13 protein-coding genes and 1 riboswitch are annotated in these 12,680 nt (G+C 63.1%); of the genes, 11 read left to right on the top strand and 2 right to left on the bottom strand.

Annotated elements, in window-relative coordinates; translation table 11 throughout:
• Nucleotides 1-509 (top strand): MBG domain-containing protein (locus CTATCC11996_RS25745; protein ID WP_003080037.1); only part of this gene is annotated, 509 nt, incomplete at its 5' end.
• Nucleotides 510-1,306: 797 nt separating this feature from the next.
• Here the strand turns inward: CTATCC11996_RS25745 and CTATCC11996_RS20745 are convergent.
• Nucleotides 1,307-1,687, bottom strand: coding sequence for a cell division protein ZapA (locus CTATCC11996_RS20745; protein ID WP_003080033.1), 381 nt, complete (start codon nucleotides 1,685-1,687; stop codon nucleotides 1,307-1,309).
• A 40-nt stretch (nucleotides 1,688-1,727) separates the two neighbouring features.
• Nucleotides 1,728-1,937, bottom strand: a complete 210-nt coding sequence (locus CTATCC11996_RS20740; RefSeq protein WP_003063053.1) for a hypothetical protein — start codon at nucleotides 1,935-1,937, stop codon at nucleotides 1,728-1,730.
• A 241-nt stretch (nucleotides 1,938-2,178) separates the two neighbouring features.
• Nucleotides 2,179-2,419, top strand: a riboswitch (cobalamin riboswitch).
• A gap of 137 nt (nucleotides 2,420-2,556) precedes the next feature.
• On the opposite strand from CTATCC11996_RS20740, the gene CTATCC11996_RS20735 reads away from it, so the two are divergent.
• The 10 genes from CTATCC11996_RS20735 to CTATCC11996_RS20690 are packed head-to-tail and all read left to right on the top strand — an operon-like array spanning nucleotide 2,557 to nucleotide 12,659.
• Nucleotides 2,557-4,365, top strand: a complete 1,809-nt coding sequence (locus CTATCC11996_RS20735; protein ID WP_003080029.1) for a TonB-dependent receptor domain-containing protein — start codon at nucleotides 2,557-2,559, stop codon at nucleotides 4,363-4,365.
• Nucleotides 4,366-4,395: 30 nt separating this feature from the next.
• Nucleotides 4,396-5,790 carry a cobyrinic acid a,c-diamide synthase CobB gene (locus tag CTATCC11996_RS20730; protein WP_034349841.1) on the top strand — a complete coding sequence of 465 codons (1,395 nt, stop codon included), beginning with the start codon at nucleotides 4,396-4,398 and terminating at the stop codon, nucleotides 5,788-5,790.
• A gap of 47 nt (nucleotides 5,791-5,837) precedes the next feature.
• Nucleotides 5,838-6,419, top strand: a complete 582-nt coding sequence (locus CTATCC11996_RS20725) for a bifunctional adenosylcobinamide kinase/adenosylcobinamide-phosphate guanylyltransferase (RefSeq protein WP_003080022.1) — start codon at nucleotides 5,838-5,840, stop codon at nucleotides 6,417-6,419.
• On the top strand, nucleotides 6,416-7,327 hold the full coding sequence (locus CTATCC11996_RS20720; protein ID WP_003080019.1) for an ABC transporter substrate-binding protein: 912 nt from the start codon (nucleotides 6,416-6,418) through the stop codon (nucleotides 7,325-7,327). Before CTATCC11996_RS20725 ends, CTATCC11996_RS20720 begins: the two co-directional genes overlap by 4 nt.
• Nucleotides 7,324-8,367 carry a FecCD family ABC transporter permease gene (locus tag CTATCC11996_RS20715; RefSeq protein WP_003080016.1) on the top strand — a complete coding sequence of 348 codons (1,044 nt, stop codon included), beginning with the start codon at nucleotides 7,324-7,326 and terminating at the stop codon, nucleotides 8,365-8,367. The genes CTATCC11996_RS20720 and CTATCC11996_RS20715 overlap by 4 nt, the downstream gene beginning before the upstream one ends.
• Nucleotides 8,364-9,161: an ABC transporter ATP-binding protein gene (locus CTATCC11996_RS20710; protein WP_003080013.1), complete on the top strand. Its 798-nt coding sequence runs from the start codon at nucleotides 8,364-8,366 to the stop codon at nucleotides 9,159-9,161. The genes CTATCC11996_RS20715 and CTATCC11996_RS20710 overlap by 4 nt, the downstream gene beginning before the upstream one ends.
• A 60-nt stretch (nucleotides 9,162-9,221) precedes the next feature.
• Nucleotides 9,222-9,791 (top strand): cob(I)yrinic acid a,c-diamide adenosyltransferase, encoded by a 570-nt coding sequence (gene cobO, locus CTATCC11996_RS20705; RefSeq protein ID WP_003080011.1) that lies wholly within the window; start codon nucleotides 9,222-9,224, stop codon nucleotides 9,789-9,791.
• A 36-nt stretch (nucleotides 9,792-9,827) separates the two neighbouring features.
• Nucleotides 9,828-10,580, top strand: a complete 753-nt coding sequence (gene bluB, locus CTATCC11996_RS20700) for a 5,6-dimethylbenzimidazole synthase (protein ID WP_003080008.1) — start codon at nucleotides 9,828-9,830, stop codon at nucleotides 10,578-10,580.
• Nucleotides 10,577-11,659 carry an adenosylcobinamide-phosphate synthase CbiB gene (cbiB, locus tag CTATCC11996_RS20695; protein WP_003080005.1) on the top strand — a complete coding sequence of 361 codons (1,083 nt, stop codon included), beginning with the start codon at nucleotides 10,577-10,579 and terminating at the stop codon, nucleotides 11,657-11,659. Before bluB ends, cbiB begins: the two co-directional genes overlap by 4 nt.
• Nucleotides 11,652-12,659 (top strand): aminotransferase class I/II-fold pyridoxal phosphate-dependent enzyme, encoded by a 1,008-nt coding sequence (locus CTATCC11996_RS20690; protein ID WP_003080001.1) that lies wholly within the window; start codon nucleotides 11,652-11,654, stop codon nucleotides 12,657-12,659. Before cbiB ends, CTATCC11996_RS20690 begins: the two co-directional genes overlap by 8 nt.
• Nucleotides 12,660-12,680: the final 21 nt, after the last annotated feature.

Raw genomic sequence — 12,680 nt, 5'->3', positions numbered from 1 at the left:
CCTCTGGTGAAAACGTGGGCAGCTATGCCATCAACCAGGGCAGCCTGGCCCACAGCAACTACAGCATCACGTTCACGGGCGACCAGCTGCAGATCACACCCAAGGCACTGACGATTACCGCCGGCAATGCTCAGAAAACGACAGGTCAGAGTCTGGTGTTTCAGGGCCATGAGTTCACGACCCAAGGCCTGGTGGGTGCAGAGCAGATTCAGAGCGTGCAGCTGGATAGCGCAGGGGCCGCGGCCAGCGCTGCCGCAGGCAGCTACGCCATCGTGGCCAGTCATCTGCGCGCAGGCGCGGGCTTTGATGCACGCAACTACGACATTCGCTATGTGGATGGGCAGCTGCAAGTGCAGGCGCAGGCACAGCGCACCGCCCTGGGCGTGGGTGATCTCTGGCGCCTCTACAGCCCGCAGCTGATGCAGCAGCCAGGCCCACAAGTCCCTCCGGCACAAAAGAAACCGCTGCTGACCATAGAGCCGGAGCACATTCGGATGGCGGCCATATAAGGTCCGACTGCCCAGCCAGAGCCGCCCTATAGCCCCGATTCCCGCCGGTGCTGTTGGCGGCTGTGCGTTAGTAAGCAGCCATTGGGGGACTTATTCCCGAACTTCTGCTTGGGGTTGTTTACGGACTCAGGTTTTGCCGAAGCTCGCGTAAGGCTTTGCGCCAATCCCATGGTGCGACTGGCTCGGCATCTCGCCAAAGTCCAACTTTTCGCACCGCAGCTTCTTGCTCCGCAAACTCGTATTGGCCGCTAGCGTTCTGGGACGTCGATGTCCTGCGGCCTGACTTTGACTTGCTCATAAGCGCCAGGCTCACCACAGCGGGCGGGGTCAGGGTGTGGCCGCCTGAGATGCCGACAAGGAGGCAAAGGAGGGCGGCTGCCGAGCATAGCCTCAGTCTATTAGGCAAGAAAAAAGCCCGCAATGCGGGCTAATCATCAATTCAAAATAGATGCGTAAGTTGTTGATTCCAATTGCGTGCAACTGGTTGGTTTTGTTTGGCTTTTGAGGCCATTTATTGTGAAAAAACCAACTAAACCAACAGCTTGTATGTGTAAAGGTGTCTGCAAATGCCACCGGTTCGTCATCCTGAACCGGGGGTTCAGGTGGGCAAGAGCAACCTATCGTTGGGTTCATCTGACGCGAGACGATCACGCTCAATAGGTGATTTATCAAGCCCATGCTCGTTGAGCATTGGTTCAAGGAAATATAAAAACCGGCAGATTTGCAGACGGTTTTATTCTAACGGGTATTGGCAGTCGCGCGGAGGTCATGACTGCTTTGCTGCTGAGGTTACCTGATCAGAGCAGCCTGGCGTCAGCATCCAGTGCCTGATCGAGCTTGAGCACCAGTTGCTCGGCAAGCTCCTGCTGGCGCTGCAGCTCAGCCTGGGCGGCCTCATTGGCCTCAGGAGGCGTGAACTGTTCCTGAGCAAGCGCCTGCATTTCTGCCTGGGCGTTGGCCATAAGGGCTTGCTGGGCATCACGGTCAAGCACGTCGAAAGCCATATTGAGGGCTGCCAGTACCGCCACACGCTCGCGCGAGCGGACTTTGCCGCTGTCACGGATGCGGGTCATGGCGTCATCAACGCGGCGAACGGCTTCCTGCACACGTTCTTCTTGACCATCGGGGCAGGTCAGCACATAGCTTTGCTGCATGATTTGCACATCGATCTGCTTCATGGGCGTCAGTGGCGGGTCTGGTGATGGAGGGTGACGGCTGTCACTCTCCCTGGTTGGCGGGCAGGCGTTCGATCAATGCATCGACGCGCGCACGTGCGGCCTGCAGGCGCAGACGCAGCAAATCGCGCTCTTGCGTCAGAGCGATGACCTGATCGGTGAGCAGGGTGTTGGTGCGCTGCAGTTCCTCGTGGCGCACCAGCAGACGCTCTACGCGCTCGGCAATGAGATCAAGAGAGGGCTGGGTGGTCATAGACTCTGCCATTGTAGGTCTTGCAGTCCGTGGATGAGTATAAATGTGCAGGCAAATTCAGCAGTTTGCGCCAGAGCACAGGCTGCTTGACTGCCGTAGTCGGGAAACTGCAATATTTCTCTCAAAATCGTAGCGTGCTGCGCAAGTTCTGTGTGCCTCAAACGCATGTTTAAGGTAAAAAATCGTCACCTGAGCCGCGCAAGGCTACTTCGAATGAAGGATCTGCGCTGCGTAGCGCTCATTACAATGGGAGTCTGTTGGTGCTCGAGGCTGCTTTTCTGTGGTCTCAGTTCAACGGGAAGCAGGGAGGGGTTGGCCAGATGCACTGGCACTCCGAACCTGCGCTGCCCCCGCAACGGTCGGCGAATGGAATGCTGCGGCATTCCGCCTTTTCCCCCATGGCCACTGGCGCTTCGCGCTGGGAAGGCCGGCAAGAGGATGATTCGCCTAGCCCGGATACCGGCCAACATGGGTTGCCTGCATATTGTGCAGGTATGTTTGCTCAATGTCGGCGGGTTGGCTGGGTTGGGCGCTTTCTTGCAGATTTCTCATGCTTAGAGTTTCCTCGCCAGCGCGCAGCGTGGCGCCATTTTCCCGCACTCGTGTAGCAGCTGCGGCTGTGCTTTTTTTTGCTTCCTTCTCCAGTCTGAGTGCCCATGCGCAAACTGCGGGGGGGCGTCAGCTGGCTGAGACAGTCGTCACCGGCAGCCGTGCCGAGGCTGCCGTGGACCAACTGGCAGCAGATGTGACCGTAATTGACACCAAGAAGATTGAGCGTGCGGTTGGCAGCAGCCTGCCAGAGCTACTCCAACGTGAAGCCGGGCTGCAGATGAGCAGCAATGGCGGCCTTGGGAAGGAGACTAGTGTCTTCACACGTGGCACGGAGAGTCGCCACACTATCCTGCTGGTGGATGGTGTGCGTTATGGTTCTGCGACTAGCGGTGGTCCTTCTTGGAGCAATATTCCGCTGGCTTCCATTGAGCGCATTGAAGTGATCAAGGGCCCTGCTTCATCTCTGTATGGCAGCGATGCGGTGGGCGGGGTGGTGCAGATTTTCACCAAAAAGGGGGGGGGTGATAAGCCTTTCAACCCTTACGCCAGCGTGACGCTTGGAAGCGATCACTTTGCACAGGCTGCCGCAGGTCTGAGTGGTTCGCAGCAAGGCTGGAACTATTCGCTGAATGCCCAGCGTACGACAGAGCATGGCTTCTCTTCGACTAACCCTAAAGTGCCATACGGCAACTTTAATCCGGACCGTGATCCTTTTCGTCAAAGCTCACTCAATGCCTCCTTGGGCTACGAGATCAACCCCAATTGGCGCGTAGATGGCAGCGTGCTCTATTCCGAGGGTGTCAATCATTTCGATGACGGTCCAGGCGTGGATACACGCAGCGCTCTGCGTTCCCAAGTCAGCACGGCATCTGTCACAGGCAGGATCTTGCGGGATTGGAAGTCCAAGTTCACCATTAGTCACTCGCGCGATGAAAGCAATGCCATCGCGTCGGCCCAGTCGTACAACTTGCCTGGTCTGTTTGCAACGACACAGCGCCAGTACCAATGGCAAAACGATATCGCTACGCCTGTGGGTCTGGTGGTGGCGGGTTTGGAGCGTCTTGAGCAAGAGGTCAAGAGCAGCACCAAATACTCGGTGACCGAGCGGACAGTGAACTCCGGTTTTGTGGGGCTGACCGGTGAAAAAGCAGGCCATAGCTGGCAGGCGAATCTGCGCAGAGACGACAACTCCCAGTTCGGCAGCAAGAATACCTGGGGTGTTGGATATGGATTGCAGCTGAGCTCTCAATGGCGGATGCATGCATCCCACGGAACCAGCTTTGTTGCGCCGACTTTTAATCAGTTGTACTGGCCTGACTATGGCTCGCCGGACCTTAAGCCGGAGCAGGGACGCAACACTGATGTAGGAGTGACTTGGAGCGAGGGCGATCACTCTGTGAAGCTGGTCCGCTTTGATAATCGTATTCGTGGCTACATCGCGAACACCACCAAGCCAGAGAACATTCCTCGCAGTCGTATCAAAGGCTGGACCTTGGGATATAGCGGCCAGTTCATGGGCTGGACCCTGCGTGCTGACTACGATCAGCTTGACCCGCGCAACAGCCTGACTGGCACGCTGCTGCCACGTCGTGCGCGCCATGTGACGCGGCTGTCAGTGGACAAGGATTGGGGTGGCTGGACCTTTGGCGCTTCCGCCCAGTCTGTGGGCAAGCGGTATGACGACGTTAAAAACACACCAGAAAAGTTACTGGGTCAATACACAACCGTGGACTTGTATGCCAGCTACCGTCTGGACAAGGACTGGACGCTGTCTGCCAGGGTATCCAACCTTACGGACAAGGACTACACCACAGCTTATGGCTACAACACGCGCGGCCGTGCAGGTTATCTGACCTTGCAGTGGCAGCCGCGATGAGAGGTGGCCAGTGCAATCGAGGTGTTTGCAATGACTGAGACCACGCGCTGCCCCGCGCTGCTGATCAGTGCTCCGGCCTCCGGCCAGGGCAAGACCACCGTCACGGCAGCCCTGGCTCGCCTGCATGCGCGCCAGGGACGCAAGGTGCGCGTGTTCAAGTGCGGGCCGGATTTTCTGGACCCCTACTGGCATGAGCTGGCCAGTGGTTCGCCTGTGCATTCGGTGGATTTGTGGATGACGGGCGAGGCGGATGTGCGCCAGCGCCTGCATGAGGCGGCCGAGGAGGCCGACCTGATTCTTGTCGAAGGCGTGATGGGCCTGTTCGACGGCAACTTCAGCGCGGGCGATCTGGCACAGTTGCTGGGTCTGCCCGTGCTGGCCGTGGTCGATGCCTCGGCCATGGCGGGCACTTTCGGGGCGCTGGCCTACGGCTTGCAGCATTACCAGGCCGGCCTGCGCTGGGCCGGCATGCTGGCCAACCGGGTGGCCACGGCGCACCATGCGGATCTGCTCAGGCAGGGCCTGCGCGACCAGTCTATGTGGCTCGGGGCCATGCCCGGGGTGCAACTGGGCGATGCGGCAGTCAAGTCCAGGTCTGCGGCGCTGCTGCCCGAGCGCCACCTGGGCCTGATTGCCGCCCATGAACTTGGCGATGCCCTGCAGCGTCTGGATGCCGCGGCCGATGCCCTGGCCCAGACGCCGCTGGGGCAAAGGGCCTGGGTTTCGGGCGACGGCCAGCCCAGCTGGCAGGACTGGTGCGTGGACTTTGCCGCGCCAGACATTTGCGGCGATCAGCCTTGCGTGGAGCCCTGGCTGAGCGGCCGTCGCATTGCCATTGCGCGCGACGCGGCGTTTTCGTTTATCTATCCCGCCAATCTGGACTGTCTGCGTGCCATGGGGGCAGAGCTGTGCTTTTTCTCGCCACTGGCTGGCGATGCACTGCCGCCCTGCGATGCGATCTGGCTGCCCGGCGGTTATCCGGAGCTGCATGCCCGGGCCCTGCATGAGAGTCGGCAGTTGCGCGACGGCATTGCCCTGCATATGGCGCAGGGCAAGCCGGTCTGGGCCGAATGCGGCGGCATGCTGGCGCTGTGCGATGGCGTGACCGCTCTGGACGGCAGCACCCAGTCCATGTGGGGGCTGCTGCCCGGTCAGGTCGTCATGCAGAGCCGGCTTGGCGGACTGGGCATGCAGCAGCTGGCACTCGATGCGGGCTTGCTGCGCGGCCATACCTTTCACTACACCAGACTGGAGACGGCCATGCCGGTGCTCACGCGCAGCAGCCGCCCCGGCGCGGCCGTGCAGGCCGACCGTGGCGAGGCGCTTTATCAGCATGGCAGTGTGCGGGCCAGTTACTTTCATGCCTGGTTTCCGTCCTGCCCATCGGCTGTGGCGGCGCTTTTTGGCGCAACAATCGAAGGCTGAGCCTTTAGTCCATCACCATGAGCCCTGCAAGCACAGTCTCCTTCGTCATGCCGCGTACCCAGCTCATACTGGGCGGGCAGAAAAGCGGCAAATCCCGTCGCGCAGAGTTGCTGGCGCGCCAGTGGCTGCAGGCGGATGCCGGGCATCAGGCTGTGCTGGTGGCTACCGGCCAGGCCTGGGACGCGGAAATGAGCGAGCGCATTGCGCGCCACCAGCGCGACCGCGCCGAGCGCGTGCCCGGCATGCTGACCATAGAGGAGCCGCGCGAGCTCGCCCAGGTGCTGGCCCGGCACAGCAGCCCGCAGCGACTGCTGGTGATTGATTGCCTGACCTTGTGGCTGACAAACTGGCTGATGCCGGTGCCGGCTGAGGATTTGAAGGGAAATCAGCCTCAATCCCATGACTGGAAAGCGCAACTAGCTCTCTTTTTGAAAGCGCTGGATGAAGCCGCCGGCCCCGTCATTCTGGTTGGCAACGAAATCGGTCTGGGCGTGATTCCCATGGGGCGCGAAGTGCGCGCCTTTGTCGATGCGCTGGGCTTGCTCAATCAGCAGGCGGCTGCGCATTGCGACAGCGTCACGCTGATGTGCGCCGGCTTGCCGCTGGCGCTGAAAGGGCCGCAGGCATGAAAGCGATCACCCAACGCCTGGCGGCCTGTATCGCAGCAGGCCTGCTGCTTGCCTGTGTCCTGCCTGCCGCGGCGCAACCCGTGCAGATATCCGATGCGCGTGGCGTCCAGGTGCAACTGGCCAAGCCGCCGCAGCGCATCGTTAGCCTGCTGCCTTCGCTGACCGAGAGCCTGTGCGCGCTGGGCGGCTGCGAGCGTCTGGTGGGCGTGGATCGCTATTCCAACTGGCCGGCCCATGTGAAGACCTTGCCCGTGGTGGGCGGCGGGCTGGATCCGAATATCGAGAGCATTGTGGCGCTCAAGCCCGATCTGGTGCTGGTCTCCATGGCTTCACGCGCCGTGGCGCGCATGGAGGCGCTGGGCCTCAAGGTGGTGGCGCTGGAGCCGCGCACCCACGAGGAAGCGCGCACCGTGATGCAGAAGCTGGGCCAGCTGCTGGCCTTGCCGCCAGCCCAGGGCGCAGACCGCGTCTGGGCCGGAATCGAAGCCGACCTGAACAAGGCCGCAGCCAGCGTGCCCGATGCCATGCGCGGTCAGCGTGTGTACTTTGAAGCCAGCCGTGGCCCCTATGCCGCCGGTGAAAAGTCCTTTATCGGCCAGACGCTGGCACGGCTGCAGCTGCGCAATGTGATCGATGCCAGGCAAGGACCGTTTCCGCGCCTGAACCCTGAATATGTGGTCAAGCTGGACCCGGACATTCTGATGGCCGGCGAGCGGTCCTGGAAAACCGGTGTGCCCGAATACCCGGGCTGGGCCCAGATGCGGGCGGTGAAGCAGGGCGCGATCTGCGCCTTCACGCCCGAGCAATCCGACATTCTGGTGCGCCCCGGCCCACGCATGGCCGAGGGCGCGCAGATCATCGTCCAGTGTCTGCAGCGTCTGGCGGCGAGGCAGGGCAAGAGCCCATGAAGGCCTGCATCTCCAGTCCTCACCGCAGGGGGCAGCGCGGGCTTGCCGCTGCCTGGCTGCTGCTGTGGCTGACGCTGGCTGCGGCTTTGCTGGCGCTGTTGGGCGCGGGTATTGGCAGCACCGGGTTCGAGAGCGTGCTGCATGCTCGGCATGATCCACTGGCCTGGCAGATCGTGATGGACATTCGCCTGCCGCGCACGGCGGCGGCCCTCCTGGCCGGAGGGCTGCTCGGGCTGGCCGGGGCGGTGGCGCAGGGCGTGTTTCGCAACCCGCTGGCTGATCCTTATTTGCTGGGCAGTGCTTCGGGCGCGTCGCTGGGAGTGGCGCTGGCCATGGCTGCCCTGGGTGTCTCACCCTTCGCTCTGGCCGGCCTGGCCCGCTGGGGCGTGACGGGCGCGGCTTTTGCCGGTGCGGTGCTGGCCGTGGTGCTGACCCTGGTGCTGGCCAAGGGCGTGCAGAACACCATGCGCCTGTTGCTGGCCGGTGTGGTTGTGGGCGTGGTGCTGGGCGCCGCCGCATCGCTGGTGCTGCTCATGAACCCCGACATCATGCAGGCCATGCAGTCCTTCATGCTGGGCAGCACGGCGTTTGCGGGCTGGAATGCCTGCGCACTCATGCTGTGGGTGCTGCTGCCTGCGCTGGTGCTGGCCTGCTGCCTGAGCCGCGTGCTCGATGGACTTGCGCTGGGCGAGGCCACGGCCCATAGCCTGGGTCTGCCTCTGGCTCCGCTGCGCCTGCTGCTGATCGTGCTGTTGGCGCTGGCCACGGGCACCGCCGTGGCTCAGACCGGTCTGATTGCTTTTGTGGGCCTGGCTGCACCTCATCTGGTGCGTTCCATGGTGCGCGCGCTGTACCGCTGGCTGCTGGCACTCAGCAGTCTGATGGGAGCGGTGCTGCTGCTGGCTGCCGACCTGCTGGCGCGCTGGCTGATCGCACCGCAGGAGCTGCCCGTGGGGGTGCTCACCGCCGTGCTGGGCGGCAGCTATCTGCTCTGGTTGATGCACAAACGTGGCGCCATGCCGTCTGGAGAGGGCGCATGAGCGGCAATACCGAGACCGGAATCGCTTTGGCGACCGAGGCCCTGAGCGTGCAGCTGGGCGAGCGCGAGGTGCTGCATCAGCTCAGTCTGCAGATTCCCAAAGGCCGCTGGACGGCCATCGTCGGCCCCAATGGCGCGGGCAAGTCCACGCTGCTGCGCGCCATGGCAGGCATGCGTGCCGCCAACCAGCGGCAAAGCGGTGCCGTGTTTTTGCAGGGCCGCAAGCTCGGCGACTGGAATGGCAGAGAGCGTGCCAAGGCACTGGCCTGGCTGGGCCAGAATCAGCCGGTGGCGGCCGATATGGCCGTCTATGACCTGGTCATGCTGGGGCGCTTGCCCCACCAGGGCTGGCTGGCTCCGGCCTCAAGCGCCGACCGGCAGGCAGTGGAGCAGGCGCTGCGCCAGACCCATGCCTGGGACTGGCGCCAGCGCAGCATAGGCCAGTTGTCGGGTGGTGAACGCCAGCGCGTTCTGCTGGCGCGGGCCCTGGCCGTGCAGGCACGGACCCTGCTGATGGATGAGCCGCTGGCCAATCTCGACCCGCCCCACCAGACCGACTGGATGCTGACGGCCCGCAGTCTGGTGCAGCAAGGCGTGACCCTGGTCAGCGTGCTGCACGAGCTGTCCTTTGCCCTGCTGGCCGATGAAATGATCGTCATGCAGGCCGGCCGTATCACCCACCAGGGCGCCTGCGGCGATCCCGCCACCCATGCCGCGCTGGAGGCCGTGTTTGACCGGCGCATACAGGTGCGCGAACTCGACGGCCTGTGGCTGGCCCTGCCGCGCTTGAGCTGAGCTCGACCGTAATTCTTGAATTTTTGCCCTTAAGCCCTTGATAGACAAGCGAGAGTAGCTATGAATATTGAAACGCCTCCCACCGAGAAGCCTTACGAAAAGCCCGAGGGCGAGCGCCGCGGCCTGATCATCGTCAACACCGGCAATGGCAAGGGCAAGAGCACGGCCGCCTTTGGTCTGGCCTTTCGCGCCACGGGCCGGGGCAAGGCCGTCAAGGTCTATCAGTTCATGAAGGTGCCCACGGCCCGCTTTGGCGAGCATCGCCTGGCCGAGCAGGTCGGTCTGCCCATCGAAGGGCTGGGCGATGGCTTCAGCTGGAAGAGCAAGGACCTCGATCACTCCGCCCAGCTGGCGCGTGACGGCTGGGAAAAGGCCAAGGCCGATATTCTTTCGGGCGAGCTGTTTCTGGTCGTGCTCGACGAGATCACCTATCCGCTGATCTATGGCTGGCTGCCGCTGCAGGAGGTGCTGGACACGCTCAAGGCACGCCCCAAGGATGTGCATGTCTGCCTGACGGGCCGCCGCTGCCCGCAGGAGATCATCGACATTGCCGACACCGTGACCGAGATGACGCTGATCAAACATGCCTTCCAGGCGGGTATTCCCGCTCAAAGAGGTATCGAAGACTGATGGCTTTTGCCATGTCTGTGGCGCGACAATAGTTCCATGACCGAATCCAAGACCAGCTCCTTCGCGACGATTGCCGCAACGCCTTTCACCGAGGCCGAGCGGGCTGCCGTCTACCGTGCCATCTATGAGCGCCGCGACATGCGCCATTTTGCAGGCGGGAAGGTGGCCGACGAGGTCCTGCTGCGCCTGTTGCGCGCTGCGCATCACGCGCCCAGCGTGGGGTTCATGCAGCCCTGGCGCTTTATTCGGGTCAGGAGCGCCGAATTGCGCCGGCAGATCCACGGCCTGATCGAGGAGGAGCGCGTGCGCACCGCCCATGCCCTGGGTGAACGTGAAGAGGACTTCATGAAGCTCAAGGTTCAGGGCGTGCTCGATGCGGCCGAGGTGCTGGTCGTGGCCATGCCGCCGGGGCGCGAGGCGCATATCTTCGGTCGCCGCACCCTGCCCGAGATGGACATCGCCAGCAGCGCCTGTGCCATCCAGAACCTCTGGCTGGCCGCGCGCGCCGAAGGGTTGGGCATGGGCTGGGTCTCGATTTTCGATCCGCTGGCGCTGGCCAGATTGCTGCAGATGCCTGAAGGCGCCCATCCGCTGGGCGTGCTTTGCCTGGGCCCTGTCGATGCCTACTATGCCGAGCCCATGCTGCAGCAGGAGAAATGGGCCTGCCGGGCACCTCTGGAAGATATGCTGATGGATGATGTCTGGGACGACTCGCGCGTGGTGGCTGCGGCCACCAGGGGCAAGCCGGGCGGCGATGCATGCTCTGCGAAGGGCAAGCCAGACGCATGACGAGTTTTGGCTGGACTGAGCTGATCGGTCTTTCTCTCAGTCCGCTGGCATGGCTCTGCCAGACATTCACAGCCGGTGATCTGGCGGCGCTCAACTGGGCTGCCAATGTGCAGGCGGGCCTGCTGGCCGTGCTGGTGGCTCTGCTGCTGGACCGGCTTTGGGGCGAGCCGCCGGTGTGGCTGCACCCGGTGGTGCTGATGGGCAAATTGCTGGGCTGGTCGGGGCAGGTACTTGCACCGCGTGCCGAAGTGCAGAGTGACTATCTGCGGTTCTGCCTGGCAGCGCTTGTCTGGTGTGCGCTGGCAGCTCTGTTTTTCATGGTTTATGGCATGGCCCAGTTCATGCTGGGTTTTGCGCCCTGGTGGCTCTGGGGTCTGGTGATGGGGGTACTGCTCAAGCCGCTGCTGTCCTGGCGCATGCTCAAGGATGAGGTGCTGGCCGTGGAGGCTGCGCTGCAGCAATCGCTGCCCGCCGGGCGGGAGCGCCTGAGCTGGCTGGTGAGCCGCGACACGGCACAGCTGGACGCAGCCACCGTGCGTGAAAGCGCCATCGAGACCTTGGCTGAGAACCTCAGCGACTCCGTGATTGCTCCGCTGTTCTGGTTTGCCGTGGCCGGTTTGCCCGGGGCGGCCGTCTATCGTTTTGCCAATACGGCCGATGCCATGTGGGGCTACCCCGGCTGGCGAGGCCAGGGCGACCGCCGCCGCCACTGGCAATGGGCGGGCAAATGGGCGGCCCGCGTCGACGATGTGCTGAACTGGATTCCGGCGCGCATCACCGCAATGTGGCTGGCGCTGCTGGCCGGCGGCCTGTCCTGGGCCGGCTTGAGGCGCGATGCAGCCGTGACACCATCGCCCAATGGCGGCTGGCCCATGGGCGCCATGGCGCGGGCATTGGGGGTTCAGCTTTCCAAACCCGGCGTCTATCGGCTCAACCCGCAGGGGCGTGCACCGCAGGCGGCGGATCTGGAGATGTCTGTAAGATTTGCATCAAAAGTGATCGCAGCGCATGTCCTGCTTGCGTTAGCAGCTATGATTTTGGTGGTTGTGTGGAGAGGAAGGCTGCTTGCCAATGTTTGATGTGAATGCGGCAGCCATGCATGGCGGTACCGATGCGCAGGGCGTTCCGGCGCATGATTTTTCGACCAATCGCAATGCCTGCGGGCCTTGTCCCATGGCCGTGAAGGCGCTGCAGGCCGCCCATGTCGCGCAGTACCCCGATCCGCAATACAGGGCATTGCGCGCGCAGCTGGCGGCTTTTCATGGCGTGGCGGTAGAGCGCATCCTGATCGGCGGCAGCAGCAGCGAGCTGATTCATCGCCTCACGCTGCACGCTGTGCGCAGTGGTGCCAAAAGCGTGCAGTTTCCCCAGCATCACTATGGCGACTATCTGCAGGCCGCGCGAGTGTGGCGGCTGGCGTTGTGCCGCCGCACAGAAGCGGCCGTGGCGCCGGTGCTCAGCTGGGCCTGCGAGCCGTCAAGCCCGCTGGGGGCGGAGGAAGACGTCTGGCCTGCCTGGCAGCAGCCGCCGGCGCAGAAGGAATGGCGCGTGCTGGACTGCGCCTATCGCCCGTTATGGCTGGAGGACCAGCCACCCGAGCGCAATCTCGACGCCGTCTGGCAGCTGTGGACGCCCAACAAGGCCCTGGGCATGACGGGTGTGCGCGCTGCCTATGCGATTGCTCCCCTGCATGCCACAGCCGCAGAGCTGCAGGCGCTGAATGCGCTGGCGGCATCCTGGGTGGTGGGCTCGCATGGCGTGGCCATGCTGCAGGCCTGGGTGACGGACGAGGTGCAGCAATGGCTGGCGCACAGCCTGATGACCTTGCGCCGCTGGAAGGCGCAGCAGCTGGCGCTGTGCGAGAGACTGGGCTGGCAGGTTGTTCCTGGTCATCGGGCCAATTACTTTGTCGCAAGTCTGCCGCTGGCGGAGCTTGCCGCGCCTCTGGCCGGCCTGCGTGCCCAGGGCATCAAGCTGCGCGACTGTGCAAGCTTTGGCCTGAGCGGTCATGTGCGGCTGGGTGTGCTGCCGCCCGTGTCGCAGGCTGCGCTGGAGCAGGCCTGGAAAAGCATTCAATGACCTTGCCGATCAGACCTGATG

The sequence above is a fragment of the Comamonas testosteroni ATCC 11996 genome (assembly GCF_000241525.1).
Classification (GTDB): Bacteria; Pseudomonadota; Gammaproteobacteria; order Burkholderiales; family Burkholderiaceae_C; genus Comamonas; species Comamonas testosteroni.
This window is presented reverse-complemented; position numbering and strand designations above follow the sequence as displayed.

What these genes read in the sequence shown, in the direction of transcription:
- CTATCC11996_RS20715 (WP_003080016.1), top strand. Translation starts at nt 7,324, where the DNA reads ATGAAGGCCTGCATCTCCAGTCCTCACCGCAGGGGGCAGCGCGGGCTT.
- bluB (WP_003080008.1), top strand. Translation starts at nt 9,828, where the DNA reads ATGACCGAATCCAAGACCAGCTCCTTCGCGACGATTGCCGCAACGCCT.
- CTATCC11996_RS20725 (WP_003080022.1), top strand. Translation starts at nt 5,838, where the DNA reads ATGCCGCGTACCCAGCTCATACTGGGCGGGCAGAAAAGCGGCAAATCC.
- CTATCC11996_RS20745 (WP_003080033.1), bottom strand. Translation starts at nt 1,687, where the DNA reads ATGAAGCAGATCGATGTGCAAATCATGCAGCAAAGCTATGTGCTGACC.
- CTATCC11996_RS20710 (WP_003080013.1), top strand. Translation starts at nt 8,364, where the DNA reads ATGAGCGGCAATACCGAGACCGGAATCGCTTTGGCGACCGAGGCCCTG.
- CTATCC11996_RS20720 (WP_003080019.1), top strand. Translation starts at nt 6,416, where the DNA reads ATGAAAGCGATCACCCAACGCCTGGCGGCCTGTATCGCAGCAGGCCTG.
- CTATCC11996_RS20740 (WP_003063053.1), bottom strand. Translation starts at nt 1,937, where the DNA reads ATGACCACCCAGCCCTCTCTTGATCTCATTGCCGAGCGCGTAGAGCGT.
- CTATCC11996_RS20690 (WP_003080001.1), top strand. Translation starts at nt 11,652, where the DNA reads ATGTTTGATGTGAATGCGGCAGCCATGCATGGCGGTACCGATGCGCAG.
- cbiB (WP_003080005.1), top strand. Translation starts at nt 10,577, where the DNA reads ATGACGAGTTTTGGCTGGACTGAGCTGATCGGTCTTTCTCTCAGTCCG.
- cobO (WP_003080011.1), top strand. Translation starts at nt 9,222, where the DNA reads ATGAATATTGAAACGCCTCCCACCGAGAAGCCTTACGAAAAGCCCGAG.
- CTATCC11996_RS20730 (WP_034349841.1), top strand. Translation starts at nt 4,396, where the DNA reads ATGACTGAGACCACGCGCTGCCCCGCGCTGCTGATCAGTGCTCCGGCC.